Here is a 20,373-nt window from a genome sequence, read left to right on the forward strand (position 1 = left end):
TTGCCCGGGTGCGGGGCTCAGCGGCACCCGGCAGCGGCGTCGATGTACTCCTGCGGCGGGTAGCCGTATGCCCAGACTCCGTTGGCGTCATCGGTGTATCCCATGCTGATCGCCCAGGCGGTCGCCCACTTCTCGATGCTGTCCTGCGTGGAGGCGTCGTACATGTCCTCGCACTTCACGCTGATCGCGTGGCCCACCTCGTGTGCGACGAGTGCTTTGCTCCGCTCGGCGGGCCACTGTTCGGCGACCGAGTTCGACAACTCGATGATCGCGCGATCCGGGTCGTCCCACCACCACGTCGTGTAGCCGCCCATGCTGCCGTTGTACCCAGCGCCGTTCACCACGGGAGCCCAGTCGAACTCCAGCAGGACTCCGGGGGCGAGTGACCGCGCGAAGGCCTCGATCTCCAGTCTCGCGTTCTGCAGGGGCCCCGCCTTCTCCGCCAGTTCTTGGGCCTCGGTGGCGACGACCTCGGCGGCGGCTCCCTGCAGGGACAGGTACGTCGTCGCCGCAGCGGCGTCCAGGGTGGTCGTCGCGGCGGCGTCTGCAGCGGCGTTCCGCAACGCGATCACGGCATCGTTCCTCGCGGAGAGATGCGCCTTCTCGAAGCCGGCGGCGGCCTCGCCCGCTGTCGCGAGAAGGGCCACCCCGCTCCGGGAGACACCGTCACCGGCGGTGGCGATCTCGGTCGTCACCGTGCGCAGATCGTCGGAGAGGCGGCTTGTCGATGCCAGGTGCTGCTCCAGAAGCGTCGTCGATCCGAAGAGCTCCCAGAACCACACCGGCTTCTCGCCGGATGAGGGAACCTCGGTCGCCACGATCTCCTCGGCGGAGACGGCGACGATCTCCGCGTCCTCGGTCGCAGTGGTCAGTGCGGCCCCCAGCTCCGCATCCACGGCGACAGCCGGCTTCTCGACGGAGAGGATCTGCTCCGCCGCATCGGTGACATCGCGCAGTTCGGTGATGCCGCTGCGAACCTCCGTCTTCGCCGTGGACGCCGTCTCCGCGGCCACGACGTACCGCGATGCGGCGTTGTCGTAGCCGAGGTTCGCAGCCACCTGCGTGATCGAGAGCGCGGCGATCACCGCGACGCCGCCGACCAGTCCCAGGATCAGCCCACGGCGGTTCTTCCGCTGTGCGGGAGGGGAGGGGGGAGGCGGGGTGGACCAGAACGCGACGGGTAGTCGATGCTCGCCGGAAGAAGGCGTCGGCGTGTCGAGAGGTGGCGGGGTCGGGATTGTCACATCGTGCCCATTCGGTGGGGCCTTCCGGCCGGTGGCTGCCTGCATCGATGCTGTCAGCGTATTCGACTGCCGGGCGGAGAGACGAGAAGGCCCCCACCGCGGGGGTGGGGGCCTTCTGGAGCGGAGGGGCTGACGGGAATCGAACCCGCATCATTAGTTTGGAAGACTAAGGCTTTACCACTAAGCTACAGCCCCGGATCCGAGACTCCGGAAGTCTCGGTACCGACTCAACGACTATACCGGACTCTGGCGCATGCTCCGGTCCGTTAGACTCGGTGGGGCTGAATCTGCGTGCGGATTCCCCGGGGCGTAGCTCAGCTTGGTAGAGCGCCCGCTTTGGGAGCGGGAGGTCGCAGGTTCAACTCCTGTCGCCCCGACACGGCCCCACGGACCTTACAGCCGCGATACCGCGCGGAAATCACAAGGAGAACACACCAGCATGGCGAACAGCACCGTCGAGAAGCTGACCCCGACCCGGGTCAAGCTCACCATCACGGTCACCCCGGACGACCTCAAGCCCAGCATCGCGCACGCCTATGAGCACATCGCTCAGGACGTGCAGATCCCCGGCTTCCGCAAGGGCAAGGTTCCGGCGCCCATCATCGATCAGCGCATCGGCCGCGGCGCCGTCATCGAGCACGCGGTGAACGAGGGCCTGGACAAGTTCTTCCGCGACGCCACGGTCGAGCACAAGCTGCGTGTCGTCGGTCGTCCCTCGGCGGACATCACCCAGTGGCCGAGCGAGAAGGACTTCTCGGGCGATCTGCTCGTCGACATCGAGGTGGACGTCCGTCCGGAGATCGAGCTCCCCTCCTACGACGGCATCACGGTGACCGTCGACGCCGTCGAGGCGGATGACGCTGCGCTCGACGCTGAGCTCGACAACATGCGTGCCCGCTTCGGCACGCTCGTCCCGGTCGACCGTCCGGCCACGAAGGGTGACTTCGTGGACCTCGACCTCGTCGCCACCATCGACGGCGCCGAGATCGACCGCGCCGAGGGCGTTTCCTACGAGATCGGCTCCGGCGAGCTGCTCGAGGGCATCGACGACGCGATCGAGTCCCTCACCGCGGGGGAGGACACCACGTTCCGCTCGGCTCTCGTCGGTGGCGACCACGCCGGCTCCGAGGCCGAGGTCTCCGTGACGGTCAAGGCCGTCAAGGAGCGCGAGCTGCCCGAGGCGGACGACGACTTCGCTCAGATCGCGAGTGAGTTCGACACGATCGCGGAACTCCGCGAGAGCCTCGCCGAGCGTGTCGCTCAGCAGGGCGTCTTCACGCAGGGCTCCGCGGCGCGCGACAAGCTCGTCGAGGTGCTTCTCGAGCAGATCGAGATCCCGGTTCCGCCGCAGCTCATCGAAGACGAGGTCCACAACCACCTCGAGGGCGAAGGCCGTCTCGAGGACGACGTGCACCGTGCCGAGGTCACCGAGGCGAGCGAGAAGCAGTTCCGCACGCAGGTGCTGCTCGACACGATCGCCGAGCAGGCCGACGTGCAAGTCTCGCAGGAGGAGCTCAGCCAGTACCTCATCCAGTCGGCCGCGCAGTACGGCATGGCGCCGCAGGAGTTCGTCGAGGCTCTGCAGTCCTCGAACCAGCTCCCCGCGCTCGTCGGTGAGGTCGCCCGCAACAAGGCCCTCGCGATCGCGCTCGGCAAGGTGAAGGTCGTCGACAGCAACGGCAAGGCCGTCGACCTGTCCGACTTCATCGTGACCGATGACGAGGCCGCTGAGGCTGAGGCTGAGACCGCCGAGGCCGAGGAGAAGCCCGCCAAGAAGGCGCCGGCCAAGAAGCCGGCCGCCAAGAAGGCTCCGGCCAAGAAGGCTGACGAGGCTGACGAGGCCGAGAAGCCGGCCGCCAAGAAGCCGGCTGCCAAGAAGGCTCCGGCCAAGAAGGCTGCCGACAAGGCCGAGTGATCGACACGATCCAGTGAAGAGGGCGGATGCTGCGGCATCCGCCCTCTTTTCCTATCGAGGGGACAACCATGACGAAGAGCTGGGACGAGCGCGTGGATGAGGTGTGGGCGCAGGCCTCCGGCGAGGAGGTCGGAGCCGACACGATCGCGCGCATCGACGCACTGGCCGCGGAGCGCGGACCCGATGACGCCCGTGCGGAGTTCGAACGGGCCGGTGCCCGCGACTCCGCGGGCTTGCCGGCCGAAGCGGTCGCGCTGTATCGACGTGCTCTCGCGCTGGGGCTCGACGAGGAGCACCGTCCGCAGTGCGTGATCCAGCTGGCGAGTTCGCTGCGGAACCTCGGTGAGTACGACGACGCCCTCGCCGTCATCCGCGCGGAGGAGGAACGGTCGGCCGACGGTCCGTACCGCGATGCCGTCGCCACGGTGCACGCGCTCATCCTCGCGAGCGCGGGTCGGCCGGCACAGGGCCTCTCCGTGGCGTTGCTCGCCCTGGTGCCCCACCTTCCGCGTTACCACCGGTCGATGACGGCATACGCCCTCGAGATCGCTGACGCCGACACCTGATATGCCGACGGCGAACACGGCCTGGGTGCCGCGCCTGCGCCGGTAGATTCGAATCACTGAAACACGGAATCAGGAGCTGACATGGCTGCAGAACCCCTCCTCGCAACGAGCGTCTTCGACAGGTTGCTGAAGGACCGCATCATCTGGCTCGGCTCGGAGGTGCGAGACGAGAACGCGAACGAGATCTGCGCGAAGATCCTTCTTCTCGCCGCAGAGGACTCCGAGCGAGACATCTACCTCTACGTGAACTCGCCCGGTGGCTCGATCACCGCCGGCATGGCGATCTACGACACGATGCAGTTCGTGCCGAACGACATCGTCACGGTCGGAATCGGTATGGCCGCATCGATGGGGCAGCTGCTCCTCACCGCGGGCACCAAGGGCAAGCGCTACATCACCCCGAACGCGCGTGTGCTGCTTCACCAGCCGCACGGTGGCTTCGGCGGGACGTCGAGTGACATCCAGACCCAGGCGCAGCTCATCATGTCGATGAAGAACCGTCTCGCGGAGATCACCGCGGCCCAGACCGGCAAGTCGGTCGAGCAGATCAACGCCGATGGTGACCGCGACCGCTGGTTCACCGCCGAGGAAGCGCTGGAATACGGCTTCGTCGACCACATCCGCGAATCGGCCTCCGACGTCATCGGCGGCGGCGGAACCGACCAGGACACCGAGTAACGGAAAGCGAAAGGACGCTCATGTACACACCCACCTTCCGCTCATCCGGTGACCTGCCCTCCAGCCGCTACGTGCTCCCGCAGTTCGAGGAGCGCACCGCCTACGGCTTCAAGCGTCAGGACCCGTACAACAAGCTGTTCGAAGACCGCGTGATCTTCCTCGGCGTGCAGGTCGACGATGCGTCTGCCGACGATGTGATGGCTCAGCTCCTCGTCCTGGAGAGCCAGGACTCCGAGCGCGACATCACGATGTACATCAACTCGCCCGGTGGATCGTTCACCGCGATGACGGCGATCTACGACACGATGCAGTACGTCGCGCCGCAGATCCAGACCGTGGTCCTCGGGCAGGCGGCCTCGGCGGCCGCCGTGCTGCTCGCGGCCGGTGCGCCGGGCAAGCGACTCGCGCTTCCGAACGCTCGCGTGCTCATCCACCAGCCCGCGATGGGCGAAGCCGGTCACGGACAGGCTTCCGACATCGAGATCCAGGCCGCGGAGATCCTCCGCATGCGGACCTGGCTCGAGGAGACCCTGGCCGGGCACACGAACCGCACCCCGGAGCAGGTGAACCGCGACATCGATCGCGACAACATCCTCTCCGCCACGCAGGCACTCGAGTACGGCATCGTCGACCAGGTGCTCACCACGCGCAAGCGCGTCTGAGCGTCTCAGACATCGAAAGGACGCCCGTCGGATCTGACGGGCGTCCTTTCGTCGTCTCCGGCGGATGTGCAACCTCCTTCGCTCGATCTGCGCATATGAGCACACAGGTGCGCGTACGCAGTATTGGGCCTACCCTGGAGGAGGAAGGAGGATGCCGTGGAAGAAGATCTGCTCATGGTCCGCGTCGCCGAGCTGTACTACGACGAGGACAAGACCCAGGACGAGATCGGCGGACTTCTCAAGATCTCCCGCTGGAAGGTCGGTCGTCTGCTCACTCAGGCGAGGGAACGCGGAATCGTGCGTATCGAGATCGTGCATCCTCGGGCCCGGCGCCTCGGCCTCGAACGGCTCCTCGTCGAGAGGTTCGGACTGACGGACGCCGTCGTCGTTCCTTCGCCGGAGGGTGACGACGGGACGCTGGAGCGCGTCGCGCAAGCCGCGGCCGACTTCCTCACCGCTCTGCGACCGGTTCCCCGTACCCTCGGCGTGAGCTGGGGTCGCACCCTGCGCGCCGTCGCGGAGGCTCTTCCCGACGGGTGGGCCAACGGCGTCACCGTGGTGCAGCTCAATGGGGGAGTGAGCCTGAACCGCCGTTCGGGTGGCGCCGCGGGGCTGGCCGTCACGATCGCCCAGAGGGCCTCGGGTCAGGTATCGCTGCTCCCCAGTCCCGCCATCCTCGAGCGAGTCGAGACCAAGCAGGCCATCGAGTCGGACCGCACGGTCGCGGCCGTGCTCGAAGAGGCTGCGGAGGCGCAGGCGTTCCTCTTCACCGCAGGCCCCTGCGACGCCTCGTCCGCCCATGTCGAGAACGGATACCTCCGTGCGGAGGACGTGGAGGAACTCGCACGCCGAGGCGCGGTCGGCGACGTTCTCGGCCGCTACGTCGACGCGGAGGGCAACATCGTCGACTCGCAACTCGACGCCCGGACGGTCGGCGTCTCGCTCGACCGTCTTCGCGGAGCCACCCATGCGATCTTCGTGACGGCGGGTCCCGCCAAGCACGACATCGCACGTACAGTCGTGACCAGTGGCCTGTGCGGCGTTCTGGTGACCGATGAGACCACAGCACGAGCATTGTTGGAGGAACAGTGACGACCAAAGAACTCAGCCGCAGGACGGCGGTGGATGTTCTCGGCGCCGAGCCGGACGACGCCACTCTCCGGCGCTTCCTGCACGGACTTCCGGGAGTGGACGCCGTCGGTCTGGAACAGCGCGCAGCCGGACTCGGCACGCGTTCGATCAAGACCACGTCGAAAGCCTGGGCGCTCGACACCATCATCAAGCTGATCGACCTCACGACGCTGGAGGGAGCGGACACCCCCGGCAAGGTGCGCTCGCTCGTCGCGAAGGCCAAGACCCCCGATGCCGCCGATCCGTCGACACCTCGCGTTGCGGCGGTCTGCGTCTACGGCGACATGGTCGGCGACGCGGTGAGCGCGCTCGGCGGTCTGCACGGCGACCCCGACGACGGTCTGATCTCGGTCGCGGCGGTGGCCACGGCATTCCCGAGTGGGCGCTCGTCGCTCGCGATCAAGCTCGCCGACACCGCTGAGGCGGTCGCCGCCGGAGCTGACGAGATCGACATGGTCATCGACCGCGGGGCGTTCCTCTCCGGCCGCTACGGGCTCGTGTTCGACCAGATCGCCCAGGTCAAGGAAGCCTGCCGGCGCGAGGACGGCTCGTACGCCTCTCTCAAGGTGATCCTCGAGACCGGTGAGCTGAACACGTACGACAACATCAAGCGCGCGTCCTGGCTCGGCATCCTTGCGGGCGGCGACTTCATCAAGACCTCGACCGGCAAGGTCCAGCCTGCCGCGACGCTCCCAACGACGCTGCTCATGCTCGAGACCGTCCGCGATTGGTATCGCGGGACCGGGGAGAAGATCGGTGTGAAGCCCGCCGGTGGCATCCGCTCCTCGAAGGACGCGGTGAAGTACCTGGTCACCGTCGCCGAGACGGTGGGCGAGGAGTGGCTGCAGCCGCACCTCTTCCGTTTCGGGGCCTCCAGCCTCCTCAACGACGTTCTCCTGCAACGTCAGAAGCTCACTTCCGGCCACTACTCGGGCCCCGACTACGTCACGATCGACTGACGGGAAGACGAACATGTCATTTCTGGAATACGCTCCGGCACCGGAGTCCACCGCGATCCTGAACCTCAAGGACAGCTACGGTCTGTTCATCGACGGCGAGTTCGTCGACGGCTCCGGTTCCTCCTTCTCGACGATCTCGCCGGCGAGCGAGAAGCACATCGCCGAGATCGCCTCCGCCAGCGATGAGGACGTCGACCGTGCGGTCGCCGCTGCGCGCCGCGCCTATGACAAGACGTGGTCGAAGATGAGCGGACGCGACCGCGGGAAGTACCTCTTCCGTATCGCTCGCCTCGTGCAGGAGCGCGCCCGTGAACTCGCGGTCGCCGAGAGCCTCGACAACGGAAAGCCGATCAAGGAGAGCCGCGACGTCGACGTGCCCCTCGTCGCCTCCTGGTTCTTCTACTACGCAGGGTGGGCGGACAAGCTCGATCACGCCGGACTCGGGGCGAACCCGCGCGCGCTCGGCGTCGCCGGACAGATCATCCCGTGGAACTTCCCCCTGCTGATGCTCGCGTGGAAGATCGCGCCCGCTCTCGCGGCCGGGAACACCGTCGTGCTCAAGCCCGCCGAGACCACCCCGCTGACGGCGCTCCTCTTCGCGGAGATCCTGCAGCAGGCCGACCTTCCGGCCGGTGTCGTGAACATCGTGACCGGAGCCGGCGCGACCGGATCGACGCTGGTGCGCCACCCCGACGTGGACAAGGTCGCCTTCACCGGTTCCACGGGGGTCGGTCGTGACATCGCCCGGGCCGTGGCAGGAACCGCCAAGAAGGTCACCCTGGAGCTCGGCGGCAAGGCGGCGAACATCGTGTTCGACGACGCGCCGATCGACCAGGCCGTCGAGGGCATCGTGAACGGCATCTTCTTCAATCAGGGCCATGTGTGCTGTGCCGGAAGCCGTCTGCTGGTCCAGGAGTCGATCCACGACGAGGTAGTCGACCGACTCAAGACTCGCCTGTCGACGCTGCGGCTGGGGGATCCCCTCGACAAGAACACCGACATCGGTGCGATCAACTCCGCCGCGCAGCTCGCGCGGATCCGCGAGCTCAGCGACATCGGTGAGGCGGAGGGTGCGGAGCGGTGGACCGCTGACTGCGCCATCCCCGAACAGGGGTTCTGGTTCGCTCCGACGATCTTCACCGGGGTCGAGGCGTCGCACCGCATCGCCCGCGATGAGGTCTTCGGCCCTGTGCTGTCGGTGCTGACCTTCCGCACCCCGGCAGAGGCGATCGCGAAGGCGAACAACACACCGTACGGCCTCTCCGCCGGCATCTGGTCGGACAAGGGATCGCGCATCCTCGCGGTGGCCGACCGACTGCGCGCCGGTGTGATCTGGGCCAACACGTTCAACCGATTCGACCCGTCGAGCCCGTTCGGCGGTTACAAGGAATCCGGGTACGGCCGCGAGGGCGGACGTCAGGGACTCACCGCCTACCTCAAGGGAGCCGCAGCATGAGCAAGCGTCTGACCGTTCCGAAGACGTACAAGCTGGCGATCGGCGGCGCCTTCCCGCGCAGTGAGTCCGGACGCACCTATGAGGTGCTCTCGCCCAAGGGTGCGTTCCTCGCGAACGCCGCCAAGGGCTCACGCAAGGACGCCCGCGATGCCGTGGTCGCCGCGCGTGCCGCGGTGAAGGGCTGGTCGGGTGCGACCGCCTACAACCGCGGGCAGGTGCTGTACCGTGTCGCCGAGGTGCTCGAAGGCCGCAGGGCGCAGTTCATCGACGAGATCGTGGCGCAGGAGGGGGCTTCGTCGTCCGCTGCTGCCGCTCAGGTCGACGAGGCGATCGATCTGTGGGTCTGGTACGCCGGATGGTGCGACAAGTACGCCCAGGTGGCGGGCAATGCGAACCCGGTGTCCGGTCCGTACTTCAACATCTCCGTACCGGAGCCGACCGGTGTGGTGGCCATCGTCGCCCCGCAGGACTCGTCGTTGCTCGGGTTCGTCTCGGTCGTCGCGCCTGCTCTGGTCGCGGGCAACACCGTCGTGGTCGTCGCGAGTGAGCAGCACCCGCTGTCGGCCATCAGCCTCGCGGAGGTTCTGGCCACGAGCGACGTCCCCGGCGGCGTCGTCAACGTGCTCACCGGTTCGCCGGCCGAGATCGCCCCGTGGCTCGCCTCGCATCAGGACGTGAACGCCATCGATCTGGCCGGCGCGGGTGACCTCGACTGGGTCGACATGCAGATCGCGGCCGCCGACACGCTCAAGCGCGTGCTCACACCGGGTGAAGTGATCGCCTCCCCGGAGCGGATCGGTGCCTTCACCGAGGTGAAGACTGTCTGGCACACCAAGAGCATGGTCTGATCCGCGTCCGCGGATCTCTCCGAATGCTGCGGCGTCTCGACCGGTGCGCACCGGCCGAGACGCCGCAGCGTCGTCCGGCATCCGACGTGTCCGCGCCAATGCGGCCCTGTGTCACATGCAGCGGTTAGGCTCGAAGGACGATCTCTGATCCCCCCATAGGAGGACGCGCATGGCACGCATCGGTGAAAGCGCTGACCTGTTCAAATGCTCTTTCTGCGGAAAGAGTCAGAAGCAGGTCCAGCAGCTCATCGCCGGCCCCGGCGTGTACATCTGCGACGAGTGCGTCGAGTTGTGCAACGAGATCATCGAGGAGCGGATGGCGGAGTCGTCCGCCGATGGGGCAGCGGAATTCGAGTTGCCCAAGCCTCGTGAGATCTTCTCCTTCCTGGAGGAGTACGTCGTCGGCCAGGAGCCCGCGAAGCGCGCTCTCTCGGTCGCGGTCTACAACCACTACAAGCGCGTCCGCGCGCACGGCACACTTCAGACGGCGGAGCAGCGCGCCGAAGAGGTCGAGATCGCGAAGAGCAACATCCTCCTCATCGGCCCGACAGGCTGCGGGAAGACCTATCTCGCGCAGACGCTCGCCAAGCGCCTCAACGTTCCCTTCGCCGTCGCGGATGCCACGGCGCTGACCGAGGCCGGCTATGTCGGTGAAGACGTCGAGAACATCCTGCTCAAGCTCATCCAGGCCGCCGACTACGACGTCAAGCGCGCCGAACAGGGCATCATCTACATCGACGAGGTCGACAAGATCGCCCGCAAGGCGGAGAACCCGTCGATCACGCGTGATGTCTCGGGCGAGGGTGTGCAGCAGGCACTGCTCAAGATCATCGAGGGCACGGTCGCCTCGGTGCCCCCGCAGGGCGGACGCAAGCATCCGCATCAGGAGTTCCTGCAGATCGACACGTCGAACGTCCTGTTCATCGTCGCGGGAGCCTTCGCCGGCCTGGAAGACATCGTGTCGGCACGAGTCGGCAAGCACGGCATCGGTTTCGGTGCCCCGCTGCACGACAAGGGCAAAGACCTCGATCTGTTCAGCGAGGTGCTCCCGGAAGACCTGCACAAGTTCGGCCTGATCCCCGAGTTCATCGGGCGCCTCCCTGTCGTCACGAACGTGTCGCCCCTCGACCAAGACGCCCTGATCGACATCCTCACCGGACCCCGTAATGCGCTGGTGAAGCAGTACCAGCGCATGTTCGAGATCGACGGTGTGCAGCTCGAGTTCGAAGAGGATGCGCTCCGATCGATCGCCGACCTCGCCGTCGAGCGCAAGACCGGCGCACGTGGCCTCCGCGCGATCCTCGAGGACGTCCTCGGACCCATCATGTTCGAGATCCCGTCGGCGGAAGACGTCGCCAAGGTCATCGTGACTCGGGCGGCCGTCGAAGAGGGCGCGCCGCCGACCATCGTAATGGAGCGCAAGCGCAAGAGCGCGTGACCGGACGCCCGGCGCCCTGGACGACGCCGTCGGATGCGGCCGCGCGAACAGACGCTCGACGACAGCGAGGCGATCGCTGTACACGTGCTGTCACTCGAGGGACTCAGCGACCACCTCTCCCAGAGCTACCACCAGCTCACGTGGTACAAGGCGATGGACTGGCTCCGACGGTGACGACGACGCTGGTCCCGCGGGTTCGCAGCTTATGGGAAGCGGGGAAAGCGGTCAGCCTCCCACGATTCCGTCGCTGAGTCCCCGCCGTTTCAGGAGCGGTTCGATCTCGGCGTCGCGTCCACGGAAGTCACGGTAAGCGGCGAGAGGATCTTTCGAGCCCCCGACGCCGAGCAGCCGCTCGCGGAAACGATCGCCGTTGCCACGAGCGAGACCGCCGTTGTCGCGGAACCACTCGACGGTATCGGCGTCGAGCACCTCGCTCCAGATGTACGAGTAGTAGCCCGCGCTGTATCCGCCGGAGAACACGTGGGCGAAGTAGGTGGAGGAGTAGCGCGTCGGCACCGCGAGGTCATCGAGGCCGATGTCGGCCAACGCGGCAGCCTCGAACGCGGCGACGTCGATGACCTTCGCGTCGGTGCCCAGCCGGTGCCAGGCTTGGTCGAGCCAGGCCGCCGCCAGGTACTCGCTCGTCGCGTGCCCCTGGTCGAACGTCTCGGTGGCGCGCAGACGCTCCACGATCGCGGGATCCAGAGGGGCGCCGGTCTCATGATGACGCGCGTAGTTGTCGAGGACCTCCGGCCACAGGATCCACATCTCGTTCACCTGGCTCGGGAACTCGACGAAGTCGCGGAACACGTTCGTCCCCGCGAAGTGCGGGTACGTCACGCGCGCGAAGAGTCCGTGCAGGGCATGCCCGAACTCGTGGAACAGCGTCGTCACTTCGTCGAGCGTCAACAGGGTCGGCTCCCCGTCACCCGGCAGCGGCACGTTCAGGTTGTTGACCACGACGGGAGCCGTGCCGCGCAGTCGCGACTGACTCACGATCGCGTTCATCCAGGCGCCGCCGCGCTTCGAGTCACGCGTGTAGAGGTCGAGCACGTAGAGGCCGACAGGTGAGCCGTCGGCGTTGCGCACCTCGAAGACCCGCGCACCCGGGTGGTAGGCGACGAGATCCTCACGCTCGGCGAAGGTGACGCCGTACAGCCGCGTCGCCGCGTAGAAGACACCGTCCTGCAGGACACGCTCCGCTTCGAACCAGGGGCGCAGGGCACGGGAGTCGATGTCGTAGCGCGCAGTGCGGACCCGCTCGGTGTAGAACGCCCAGTCGTGGGCTTCGACGGCGAACGGCGCAGGCTCGGTCTCGTCGACGATCGCCTGGAGCGCCGCCCGCTCTTCGCGCGCATTCCGCGCTGCGGGGCCGGCGAGGCGACGCAGCATCTGCTCGACAGCGTCCGGAGTACCGGCCGTCTCGTCGGCGGTGACGTAGGCGGCATGCGACTCGTACCCCAGCAGAACCGCTCGCTCCGCGCGCAGCCGCACGATCTCGGTCAGCACGGCACGGTTGTCGTTCGCGTTCCCTCGCGAAGCGCGTGCGAGCGATGCCGTCATGATGCGACGACGAGACTCCCGCACGCGCAGCTGGGCCAGCGCAGGGTGCCCGGTGAAGAGCGGAAGCGTGATGAGGAACTTCCCCTCCAGCCCGCGGTCGGCCGCCGCACGTGTGGCCGCTGAGAGCTCACCGCTGCTCAGACCCTCCAGCTCGGCCGCGGAGTCGAAGACGACGGCGAGGTCGTTCGTGTCGTTGAGCAGGTTGCGCTCGAAGGTGTTGGTCAAGGTGGACAGCCGCTGGTTCAGCGCGGTCAGCCGCGTCTTGGCCTCGTCATCCAGGCCCGCGCCCGCGTGCGTCATCTCCCGGTGATGACGTTCCACCAGATACCGCTGCTCGGCGTCGAGGTCCAGAGCATCGCGCTGCTCGTACACCTGCCGTATCCGCCAGTACAGGGCGCCGTCGAGCGTGATCGCGTCCTGGTGTGCGGCCATGAGCGGCGCGAGCTGCTCGTCGATCTCCTGGATCTCCGGCGTCGCATCTGCTGAGCTCACGGTGTAGAAGACGTGTGCGACGCGGTCGAGCAACTCGCCGGAGCGCTCCAGAGCCTCGACGGTGTTCTCGAACGTCGGCATCGACCGGACCATCGTGATGCGCTGGATCTCGCGGAGCTGCTCGTCGAACCCTGCCTGGAACGCGGGGAGGTAGTGCTCGGGCCGGATCGCCGGGTAGTCGGGGAGGCCGTACGGGAGGGGCGACGGCTGCAGCAACGGGTTCGTGGCGTCGGTCATCCTCCGAGCCTATCCATCGACCTGCGCAGGCTCAGGAACCGTCTTCGCTCAGGCGCGTCATCACCCGCCGCAGTGCTTCCACGACCGTGCGGACCGAGCGTCGACGCAGGTTCTCCGGACGTGCGAGCACGTCGATCATCCGATGGGTGCTCACCCCTTCGAGCGGGATGCGCACGATGTCCCGGTCGTCCACACTGCGCGACGTGTATCGCGGCAGCATCCCGAGCACCCCGCCGGCGGCGACGACGGCGGAGACGGCACCGTAGTCGTTGATGCGGTGATGGATCTCGACGGGCCGGTTGGCGACGGCAGACACGGCGCGGAGCACGTCGTCGGGGGAGTAGCCGATGCGGCTGGTGACCCACCGTTCCCCAGCGACGTCGGCCGGCATGAGGCTCGACCGGGTGGAGAGCGGGTGCGACTTCGACAGGGCGACGTCGAGGGGCTCGCGTACCAGCGTCAGGCTTCGCATCCCCGCTGTCGGCCAGGGTGCCGAATGCTCCATGCGATGCGCCAGGACGAGATCGTAGCGCGCTGTCAATGCGGGGAACTCGCTCTGTGCGACGTCCTCGTCGGTCACCTGCACGCTCGGTGCGGACGCGTCGCCCGTGAACTCGCGTAACAACGGTCCGAACAGGGCTTGCCCCACGCTGTGGAATCCGCTGACGCTGACGACCCCGGTTGGGGAGTCCTCGAACTCCTCCACGGCATGCCGGGCTGCGGCCATGGCATCGATCGCCTCGGTCGCCGCCGCTGCGAGGACCGCGCCCGCGGGAGTGAGGGAGAGGGTCCGTCCCTGCTTCTTGGTGAGGGGTGTGGGGAAGCCTCTCTGGAGTGCCGTGAGCTGCTGCGAGACCGCGGAGGGGGTGACCCGGAGGGCGTCGGCCACGGCCGTGACGCTTCCGAGCGCGCCGAGTTCGCGCAGAATCCGCAACTGATGGAGCTCCATCCGCAAAACATTAGCATTTGCTAAATGATCACTGCAGACGATGGCGATTGCTCTACATGGTCGGATGCGGTGGGATCGGAAGCATGAAGGCACTGTTCAAGGACGCACCGGGTGCCGGGCTGGAGCTCGTCGAGCGTCCGGACCCGACCGCCGGCCCCGATGAGGTCGTGATCCGGGTCCTGCGCACCGGGATCTGCGGCACCGACCTGCACATCCTCCGCTGGGACGACTGGGCGGCCTCGGCGATCGCCGCCCCACTGATCCCCGGCCATGAGTTCTACGGCGAAGTCGTCGAGGTGGGACCCTCGGTGCACGACATCGCCGTCGGGGACCGCGTCTCGGGAGAAGGGCACATCGTGTGCGGCACGTGCCGCAACTGTCGAGCAGGTCGTCGTCAGATGTGCATCCGCACGATCGGCCTCGGGCTGCAGCGGGACGGCGCCTTCGCGGAGTTCCTCGCGCTGCCCGCGGCGAACGTCTGGGTGCATCACGCCGATGTGACGCCGGAGCTCGGAGCGATCTTCGATCCGCTGGGGAACGCCGTCCACACGGCGCTGACCTTCCCGCTCGTCGGCGAAGACGTTCTGGTGACGGGCTGCGGTCCGATCGGACTCATGGCGATCGCCGTCGCCCGGCATGCCGGAGCCCGTTTCATCGCGGCGACCGATGTGAGCGCCCCGCGGCTGGAGATGGCTCGCCGGATGGGTGCCGACGAGGTCGTCGACGTCTCGGTGCGGGACATCCGCGACGCGCAGCAGGCCCTCGGCATGAGGGAGGGCTTCGACATCGGATTCGAGATGAGCGGCGCGGCATCGGCGCTCCCGGCGCTGATCGACAACATGAACCACGGCGGGCGCATCGCCATGCTCGGTCTGCCGAGCAGCGGCTTCGAGATCGACTGGGGCAAGCTGGTCACCCACATGCTCACGATCAAGGGGATCTACGGTCGCGAGATGTTCGAGACCTGGAACGCGATGGGAGCGATGCTCCAGACGAGCGCGACCCTGCGCGATGCCATCGGACGTGTGATCGCCGACGTCGTCCCGGTGCGCGATTGGCGACGAGGCTTCGCCGCGGCGGAGTCAGCGGGAACGGGCAAGATCATCCTCGACTGGACGGAGTTGTGATGTACGGAACCTTCAAGGACCACGTGGCGGGAGAGCTGGCGGCCATCGAGGAGGCCGGGCTCACCAAGCATGAGCGTGGCATTCGCGGCCCCCAGAGTGCCGAGATCACGGCGGACGGCGCGGAAGTGCTGAACTTCTGCGCGAACAACTACCTCGGCCTCGCCGATGACCCGCGCATCCTGGATGCGGCGACCGGGGCACTGCAGGAATGGGGCTACGGACTCGCGAGCGTCCGCTTCATCTGCGGTACGCAGGAGCAGCATCTCGAGCTCGAACGCCGTCTCGCCGACTTCCTCGGGACGGACGAAGCGATCCTCTACTCGTCGTGCTTCGATGCGAACGGGGGAGTGTTCGAGACGCTCTTCTCCGCGGAGGACGCCATCATCTCGGACGAGCTCAACCACGCGTCGATCATCGACGGCATCCGGCTCTCGAAGGCGCGCCGACTCCGCTACCGCAACCGTGACCTGGCCGACCTCGAGGACCAGCTGCGGGCGGCGTCGGATGCGCGGCACAGGGTCATCGTGACCGACGGGGTCTTCTCGATGGACGGCTACATCGCACCCCTCGCTGAGATCTGCGACCTGGCCGAGCGCTACGACGCCCTGGTGTTCGTGGACGACTCCCATGCCGTCGGGTTCGTGGGCGAGAACGGGCGGGGGACGCCGGAGCTGTGCGGAGTCGCCGACCGCGTCGACATCTACACCGGAACATTCGGGAAGGCCCTGGGCGGAGCATCCGGCGGCTACGTCGCATCGCATGCGGAGATCGTCGCGCTGCTGCGTCAGCGTTCGCGCCCGTACCTGTTCTCGAACACGCTCGCGCCCGCGATCGTCGCCGGGACCCTGACCGCACTCGATCTCGTGGAGGGCTCGGAAGACCTCCGGTCGCGTCTGCGCAGCAACGCGGCACTCTTCCGCGAGCGGATGGAAGCCGAGGGATTCGACCTGCTTCCCGGTGAGCATCCGATCGTCCCGGTGATGTTCGGGGACGCCGCGAAGACAGCACGGATCGCTCGCGAGATGCAGGAGCGGGGGGTCTACGTCACCGCCTTCAGCTTCCCGGTCGTCCCCCGCGACCTGGCGCGGATACGGGTGCAGCTCTCGGCGGCGCACACGCCGGAGCAGGTGGAGAGATGTGTCGCGGCGTTCGTCGCGGCCCGTGCTGCCGTGGCCTAGACGAGAGTGCAAAGGAAACCTTGCAAAGAAGTACTTGCAAAGAAGTCTTTGCAAGAGTATCTTTGCATGCATGACGAACGAGACGCAGGTACGCACCCTCGACGCCGGTGCGCTGAAGGCTCTGGCGCATCCGCTCCGAGTGAAGATCTTCGACCTGCTCGCCTCACGCGGCCCGCAGACCGCCAGCTCACTGGCGGCCCTCGTCGGAGAGACCTCCGGATCCACGAGTTATCACCTCCGCGCTCTCGCCGCCCATGACCTGATCCGCGAGGTCGAGGGGCGGGGCACCGCACGGGAGCGCTGGTGGGAGCGGCCCAAGGGGCGCATCGACGTGCCCGGGCCTGATGACATGACGTCTCCGGCCAATCGCGCGGCGGCACAGATCGTGACCTCGGAGTTCTTCCGCCTGCGTCATGAGACGTTGATGTCGTACCTGAATCGCCCGCAGTCTGAGGTGCCCGAGGCCTGGAGCGAGGTGGGAATCACGATCACGACCCACCTCGACATGACTCCCGACCAGGCGATGTCCCTCCGGCAGGAGCTCGAGGCGATCGTCGAGAGTGCCATCGAACGCTACCGAGGTCAGACCGGACCCGACGTGCGGCGGGTATCGCTCCGCGCGGAACTCTTCGACCTGCCGACGCCGTCGACCGCGGTGCAGGGTTCGACCGACGATGCTGTGGAGGAATCATGACCAGTGCGACACTTCACCTGACGGCGCCGACGCAGACCGAGCGGGGGCTGCTGAAGCTGGCCGACCGCCTCACGGCCTACGTCGAGCACCGGATCGCCCGGCGTGCGCAGAAGCGCGTGCTCGCGCTCGACCTCCTTCGCGAACAGCAGGCGCGACGACAGGACCCCCGCGCGGTGGACCACCTGCTCGCGCAGCTGGGAGCTCCCCGCCGCTGACTCGTCCGGACACGCGCCGACGCCCCCGCTGAATGCCGAGACCCCCTGCTGCCTACGCGGCCAGCAGGGGGTCTCGGCGCTGCACGGGGGTCTCGCGTCAGTCCTCGAAGGGGCGCGCGATGATCTCGCCGGAGCGGTCCTGGAAGACCTCCCAGCCGGCATCGAGCTCTGCGATCGCGCGGCCCTCGAGCCACGTGAGCGTCCAGTGGCCCGTGAAGCCTTTCGACTCCACCTCCGCGATGGCGGCCCGGAGGGAGGCGGGCACCGAGGCCGGAGCCTCCGACCCTGCGGCCCAGCGCGTACCGAGCTGCATCAGGACGCCTCGACCGGGGCGAGCTCGATCGCCGTGACCGTGAACTCCTCCGATTCGCTGAACTCGAGCTCGGCGATGCGGCCGACCGCACGCAGGTCATCCGCCGCTGCACGGAGTGCGTCGAGCTTCACGGAAGGCGCGGAGATCGCGGCGCGGGACACGGGGGTCTTCTGCGACGCCTTGGCTTCGGTCTTCGCACGACGGATGCCGATCAGCGCCTCGCTCGCGGCGGCGAGGACCCCCGGATCGCCGTCGATGCCGAGGGGCGTCGGCCACGCGGCCGTGTGCACCGAGCCCTCCTCGAACCACGACCAGGACTCTTCGGTCGCGAACGAGAGCACCGGGGCGAGCAGACGGAGCAGCGTCGAGAGCGCCAGCCGCAGCGAGAGTGCCGCGGATGCCTGCCCCACGTCGGTCTGGTCGTAGGCACGCTCCTTGACGAGCTCGAGGTAGTCGTCGCAGAACGTCCAGAAGAACGCCTCCGTGAGCTCCAGGGCCCGCGCGGCGTCATACCGGTCGAAGGCCTTCGTGGCTTCGACGACCACGTCGTCGAGCGCGGTCAGCATCGACGCATCCAGTGCGTGGGTCACCTGCGCACCTTCCGGCACGGGGAACGACAGCACGAACTTCGCGGCGTTGAGCACCTTGATCGCCAGACGGCGGCCGATCTTCACCTGCGTGGGGTTCTGCGGGTCGAAGGCGGCGTCCATGCCGAGGCGGCTCGATGCGGCCCAGTAGCGCACCGCGTCCGAGCCGTGGGCGTCGAGCACGTCGGCGGGTGTGACGACATTCCCCTTCGACTTCGACATCTTCTTGCGGTCGGGGTCGACGATGAAGCCGGAGATCGCGGCGTTGCGCCACGGCGTCCGGTCATCCTCGAGCGTGGAACGCAGCATCGTGGAGAAGAGCCAGGTGCGGATGATGTCCTGTCCCTGCGGGCGGAGATCGAACGGCGCAGTGAGCTGCCAGAGCTCCTCGTCGCGCTGCCAGCCCCCGGCCAGCTGCGGCGTGAGCGACGACGTCGCCCAGGTGTCGAGGATGTCCGCCTCGGCCTCGAACCCGCCCGGGACACCGCGCTGGTCCTCGGTGTACCCCGCCGGCACATCGGTCGTCGGGTCGATCGGGAGCGTCGCCGCATCCGGGGTGAGCACGCGGTCGTAGTCGCGCTCCCCGTTCTCGTCGAGGGCGTACCAGAGGGGGATCGGCACGCCGAAGAAGCGCTGACGGGACACCAGCCAGTCGCCGGTCAGGCCACCGACCCAGTTCTCGTACCGCACCCGCATGAACTCCGGGTGCCAGGCCAGCTCCTGACCGTGTGCGAGGAGCTTGTCGCGCAGCTCGCCGTCACGGGCGCCGTTGCGGATGTACCACTGGCGAGTGGAGACGATCTCGAGCGGACGGTCGCCCTTCTCGAAGAACTTGACGGCGTGGTTGAAGGGCTTGCCGACCGCGGTCATGTCGCCGGTCGCCTGCAGCTTCTCGACGATCGCCTTGCGCGCGCTGAAGACGGTCTTGCCCGCGAGCTCCTCGGCGTACCAGGCGATCGCGTCGCCGTTCGCGACAGAGGAGGGTGCTTCGGGCAGGAAGCGACCATCGAGGCCGATCGTGGTCATGTTCGGCAGCGGCTGGTCGTCGGTGGTCCGCAGCTCGCGCCACCACACGATGTCGGTGACGTCACCGAAGGTGCAGACCATCGCCGCGCCGGTGCCCTTGTCGGGCTGGGCGAGGTGATGACCGTGGATCTCGATCTCCGCACCGAAGAACGGCGTCCTCACCTTGGTGCCGATGAGGTGCTTGTGGGGCCCTTCCGGATGCGTCACGAGAGCGATGCAGGCGGGAAGCAGCTCCGGGCGGGTGGTGTCGATGGCGATCGATCCCGAGCCGTCGGCGAAGGGGAACTCGATCGTGTGATAGGCCGCCTGCTGGTCGCGGTCCTCGAGCTCGGCCTGCGCGATCGCGGAGCGGAAGTCGATGTCCCACAGGGTCGGGGCCAGGGCCTGATAGGCCTCGCCGCGCTCGATGTTGCGGAGGAACGCGAGCTGGCTCTGACGGATCGTGTCGTCCGAGATCGTGCGGTAGGTCTGCGTCCAGTCCACGCTCAGCCCGAGCTGGCGGAACAGCGCCTCGAACTGCTTCTCATCCTCGATCGTGAGGCGCTCGCACAGCTCGATGAAGTTGCGACGGCTGATCGGCTGCTGGTCGGCGGCACGGCTCGACTTGTTGTCGCCGCCCTCGAACGGCGGGACGAAGTCCGGGGTGTAGGGGAGGGACGGGTCGCAGCGCACGCCGTAGTAGTTCTGCACACGGCGCTCGGTGGGCAGGCCGTTGTCGTCCCAGCCCATCGGGTAGAACACGGTCTTGCCGCGCATGCGCTCGTATCGCGCCTTCACGTCGGTGTGGGTGTACGAGAACACGTGGCCGATGTGCAGGCTGCCGGAGGCCGTCGGCGGCGGGGTGTCGATCGAGTACACGCCCTCACGGCCGGCCTGTGCCGCACGCAGGCGGTCGAACAGGTACGTGCCCTGCTCCGCCCACGCGGAGTCCCACTTCGCTTCGAGGCCTTCGAGAACGGGCTTGTCGGGAATCTGGTTCTGCGTCGATTCGGATGCAGGCATGGAAGGTCTCCTCGAACGATGTATGCGGCACTGTGTGAGCGTGCCTGAGTGTGGGTGTGCCGATCAGTCTACCGAGACGTCCCGGAGAGCGGC

Annotated in this window: 19 protein-coding genes and 2 tRNA genes; 15 read left to right on the forward strand and 6 right to left on the reverse strand. The window is 67.4% G+C overall.

Annotated elements, in window-relative coordinates; all coding sequences use genetic code 11:
- Positions 1 to 17: 17 nt before the first annotated feature.
- Together LVJ59_RS00710 and LVJ59_RS00715 are read right to left on the reverse strand one after the other, a co-directional pair.
- Complete coding sequence (locus LVJ59_RS00710; RefSeq protein WP_232761664.1) at positions 18 to 1,244, reverse strand: hypothetical protein; 1,227 nt, start codon at positions 1,242 to 1,244, stop codon at positions 18 to 20.
- 124 nt (positions 1,245 to 1,368) lie between these two features.
- Positions 1,369 to 1,439, reverse strand: a tRNA-Gly gene (locus LVJ59_RS00715).
- Between the two features lie 108 nt (positions 1,440 to 1,547).
- Between LVJ59_RS00715 and LVJ59_RS00720 the strand changes: the two genes are divergently transcribed.
- From LVJ59_RS00720 to LVJ59_RS00770, 11 genes are all read left to right on the forward strand, one after another.
- Positions 1,548 to 1,621, forward strand: a tRNA-Pro gene (locus tag LVJ59_RS00720).
- A 62-nt stretch (positions 1,622 to 1,683) separates the two neighbouring features.
- A complete protein-coding gene (gene tig / locus LVJ59_RS00725; protein ID WP_232761665.1) occupies positions 1,684 to 3,159 on the forward strand; it encodes a trigger factor in 1,476 nt (491 codons plus the stop codon).
- A gap of 68 nt (positions 3,160 to 3,227) precedes the next feature.
- Complete coding sequence (locus tag LVJ59_RS00730) at positions 3,228 to 3,725, forward strand: tetratricopeptide repeat protein (RefSeq protein WP_232761666.1); 498 nt, start codon at positions 3,228 to 3,230, stop codon at positions 3,723 to 3,725.
- An 81-nt stretch (positions 3,726 to 3,806) separates the two neighbouring features.
- Entirely contained in the window at positions 3,807 to 4,403 is a 597-nt protein-coding gene (locus LVJ59_RS00735) for an ATP-dependent Clp protease proteolytic subunit (protein ID WP_017830295.1), read from the forward strand.
- A 20-nt stretch (positions 4,404 to 4,423) separates the two neighbouring features.
- A complete protein-coding gene (locus LVJ59_RS00740; protein WP_047524020.1) occupies positions 4,424 to 5,065 on the forward strand; it encodes an ATP-dependent Clp protease proteolytic subunit in 642 nt (213 codons plus the stop codon).
- A 156-nt stretch (positions 5,066 to 5,221) separates the two neighbouring features.
- On the forward strand, positions 5,222 to 6,157 hold the full coding sequence (locus LVJ59_RS00745) for a sugar-binding transcriptional regulator (protein WP_047524019.1): 936 nt from the start codon (positions 5,222 to 5,224) through the stop codon (positions 6,155 to 6,157).
- The gene (gene deoC, locus LVJ59_RS00750) at positions 6,154 to 7,155 is read left to right on the forward strand and encodes a deoxyribose-phosphate aldolase (protein ID WP_153244346.1); all 1,002 of its coding nucleotides are present in this window, start codon (positions 6,154 to 6,156) and stop codon (positions 7,153 to 7,155) included. Before LVJ59_RS00745 ends, deoC begins: the two co-directional genes overlap by 4 nt.
- Before the next feature lie 13 nt (positions 7,156 to 7,168).
- On the forward strand, positions 7,169 to 8,611 hold the full coding sequence (locus LVJ59_RS00755; RefSeq protein WP_232761667.1) for an aldehyde dehydrogenase family protein: 1,443 nt from the start codon (positions 7,169 to 7,171) through the stop codon (positions 8,609 to 8,611).
- The gene (locus LVJ59_RS00760; protein WP_232761668.1) at positions 8,608 to 9,459 is read left to right on the forward strand and encodes an aldehyde dehydrogenase family protein; all 852 of its coding nucleotides are present in this window, start codon (positions 8,608 to 8,610) and stop codon (positions 9,457 to 9,459) included. Before LVJ59_RS00755 ends, LVJ59_RS00760 begins: the two co-directional genes overlap by 4 nt.
- A gap of 169 nt (positions 9,460 to 9,628) precedes the next feature.
- The gene (gene clpX / locus LVJ59_RS00765; protein WP_047524015.1) at positions 9,629 to 10,897 is read left to right on the forward strand and encodes an ATP-dependent Clp protease ATP-binding subunit ClpX; all 1,269 of its coding nucleotides are present in this window, start codon (positions 9,629 to 9,631) and stop codon (positions 10,895 to 10,897) included.
- Between the two features lie 33 nt (positions 10,898 to 10,930).
- On the forward strand, positions 10,931 to 11,071 hold the full coding sequence (locus LVJ59_RS00770) for a hypothetical protein (protein ID WP_232761669.1): 141 nt from the start codon (positions 10,931 to 10,933) through the stop codon (positions 11,069 to 11,071).
- A 51-nt stretch (positions 11,072 to 11,122) separates the two neighbouring features.
- Here the strand turns inward: LVJ59_RS00770 and LVJ59_RS00775 are convergent, their stop codons facing one another.
- Both LVJ59_RS00775 and LVJ59_RS00780 read right to left on the reverse strand, forming a co-directional pair.
- Positions 11,123 to 13,189, reverse strand: coding sequence for a M3 family metallopeptidase (locus LVJ59_RS00775; protein ID WP_232761670.1), 2,067 nt, complete (start codon positions 13,187 to 13,189; stop codon positions 11,123 to 11,125).
- A gap of 31 nt (positions 13,190 to 13,220) precedes the next feature.
- Positions 13,221 to 14,138, reverse strand: coding sequence for a LysR family transcriptional regulator (locus LVJ59_RS00780; protein WP_232761671.1), 918 nt, complete (start codon positions 14,136 to 14,138; stop codon positions 13,221 to 13,223).
- 83 nt (positions 14,139 to 14,221) lie between these two features.
- Here LVJ59_RS00780 and tdh point away from each other — a divergent pair, with 83 nt between their 5' ends.
- The 4 genes from tdh to LVJ59_RS00800 all read left to right on the forward strand — a co-directional run bounded on the left by tdh (position 14,222) and on the right by LVJ59_RS00800 (position 17,352).
- Positions 14,222 to 15,265: an L-threonine 3-dehydrogenase gene (tdh, locus tag LVJ59_RS00785; protein ID WP_232761672.1), complete on the forward strand. Its 1,044-nt coding sequence runs from the start codon at positions 14,222 to 14,224 to the stop codon at positions 15,263 to 15,265.
- Entirely contained in the window at positions 15,265 to 16,443 is a 1,179-nt protein-coding gene (locus LVJ59_RS00790; RefSeq protein WP_232761673.1) for a glycine C-acetyltransferase, read from the forward strand. Before tdh ends, LVJ59_RS00790 begins: the two co-directional genes overlap by 1 nt.
- Before the next feature lie 70 nt (positions 16,444 to 16,513).
- Positions 16,514 to 17,137 carry a transcriptional regulator gene (locus LVJ59_RS00795; RefSeq protein WP_131491240.1) on the forward strand — a complete coding sequence of 208 codons (624 nt, stop codon included), beginning with the start codon at positions 16,514 to 16,516 and terminating at the stop codon, positions 17,135 to 17,137.
- Positions 17,134 to 17,352 (forward strand): hypothetical protein, encoded by a 219-nt coding sequence (locus LVJ59_RS00800; RefSeq protein WP_232761674.1) that lies wholly within the window; start codon positions 17,134 to 17,136, stop codon positions 17,350 to 17,352. Before LVJ59_RS00795 ends, LVJ59_RS00800 begins: the two co-directional genes overlap by 4 nt.
- A gap of 97 nt (positions 17,353 to 17,449) precedes the next feature.
- Here LVJ59_RS00800 and LVJ59_RS00805 read toward each other — a convergent pair whose 3' ends face one another.
- Complete coding sequence (locus tag LVJ59_RS00805; RefSeq protein WP_134351457.1) at positions 17,450 to 17,665, reverse strand: hypothetical protein; 216 nt, start codon at positions 17,663 to 17,665, stop codon at positions 17,450 to 17,452.
- Positions 17,665 to 20,280, reverse strand: a complete 2,616-nt coding sequence (gene valS / locus LVJ59_RS00810; RefSeq protein WP_232761675.1) for a valine--tRNA ligase — start codon at positions 20,278 to 20,280, stop codon at positions 17,665 to 17,667. Before valS ends, LVJ59_RS00805 begins: the two co-directional genes overlap by 1 nt.
- Positions 20,281 to 20,373: the final 93 nt, after the last annotated feature.

The organism is Microbacterium sp. KKR3/1 (assembly GCF_021272365.1).
GTDB classification, from domain to species: domain Bacteria; phylum Actinomycetota; class Actinomycetes; order Actinomycetales; family Microbacteriaceae; genus Microbacterium; species Microbacterium aurugineum.

What these genes read in the sequence shown, in the direction of transcription:
- LVJ59_RS00780 (WP_232761671.1), bottom strand. Translation starts at nt 14,138, where the DNA reads ATGGAGCTCCATCAGTTGCGGATTCTGCGCGAACTCGGCGCGCTCGGA.
- LVJ59_RS00735 (WP_017830295.1), top strand. Translation starts at nt 3,807, where the DNA reads ATGGCTGCAGAACCCCTCCTCGCAACGAGCGTCTTCGACAGGTTGCTG.
- tdh (WP_232761672.1), top strand. Translation starts at nt 14,222, where the DNA reads ATGAAGGCACTGTTCAAGGACGCACCGGGTGCCGGGCTGGAGCTCGTC.
- LVJ59_RS00730 (WP_232761666.1), top strand. Translation starts at nt 3,228, where the DNA reads ATGACGAAGAGCTGGGACGAGCGCGTGGATGAGGTGTGGGCGCAGGCC.
- valS (WP_232761675.1), bottom strand. Translation starts at nt 20,280, where the DNA reads ATGCCTGCATCCGAATCGACGCAGAACCAGATTCCCGACAAGCCCGTT.
- LVJ59_RS00775 (WP_232761670.1), bottom strand. Translation starts at nt 13,189, where the DNA reads ATGACCGACGCCACGAACCCGTTGCTGCAGCCGTCGCCCCTCCCGTAC.
- LVJ59_RS00755 (WP_232761667.1), top strand. Translation starts at nt 7,169, where the DNA reads ATGTCATTTCTGGAATACGCTCCGGCACCGGAGTCCACCGCGATCCTG.
- LVJ59_RS00790 (WP_232761673.1), top strand. Translation starts at nt 15,265, where the DNA reads ATGTACGGAACCTTCAAGGACCACGTGGCGGGAGAGCTGGCGGCCATC.
- LVJ59_RS00805 (WP_134351457.1), bottom strand. Translation starts at nt 17,665, where the DNA reads ATGCAGCTCGGTACGCGCTGGGCCGCAGGGTCGGAGGCTCCGGCCTCG.
- LVJ59_RS00770 (WP_232761669.1), top strand. Translation starts at nt 10,931, where the DNA reads ATGCGGCCGCGCGAACAGACGCTCGACGACAGCGAGGCGATCGCTGTA.
- tig (WP_232761665.1), top strand. Translation starts at nt 1,684, where the DNA reads ATGGCGAACAGCACCGTCGAGAAGCTGACCCCGACCCGGGTCAAGCTC.
- LVJ59_RS00795 (WP_131491240.1), top strand. Translation starts at nt 16,514, where the DNA reads ATGACGAACGAGACGCAGGTACGCACCCTCGACGCCGGTGCGCTGAAG.
- clpX (WP_047524015.1), top strand. Translation starts at nt 9,629, where the DNA reads ATGGCACGCATCGGTGAAAGCGCTGACCTGTTCAAATGCTCTTTCTGC.
- LVJ59_RS00800 (WP_232761674.1), top strand. Translation starts at nt 17,134, where the DNA reads ATGACCAGTGCGACACTTCACCTGACGGCGCCGACGCAGACCGAGCGG.
- LVJ59_RS00760 (WP_232761668.1), top strand. Translation starts at nt 8,608, where the DNA reads ATGAGCAAGCGTCTGACCGTTCCGAAGACGTACAAGCTGGCGATCGGC.
- LVJ59_RS00740 (WP_047524020.1), top strand. Translation starts at nt 4,424, where the DNA reads ATGTACACACCCACCTTCCGCTCATCCGGTGACCTGCCCTCCAGCCGC.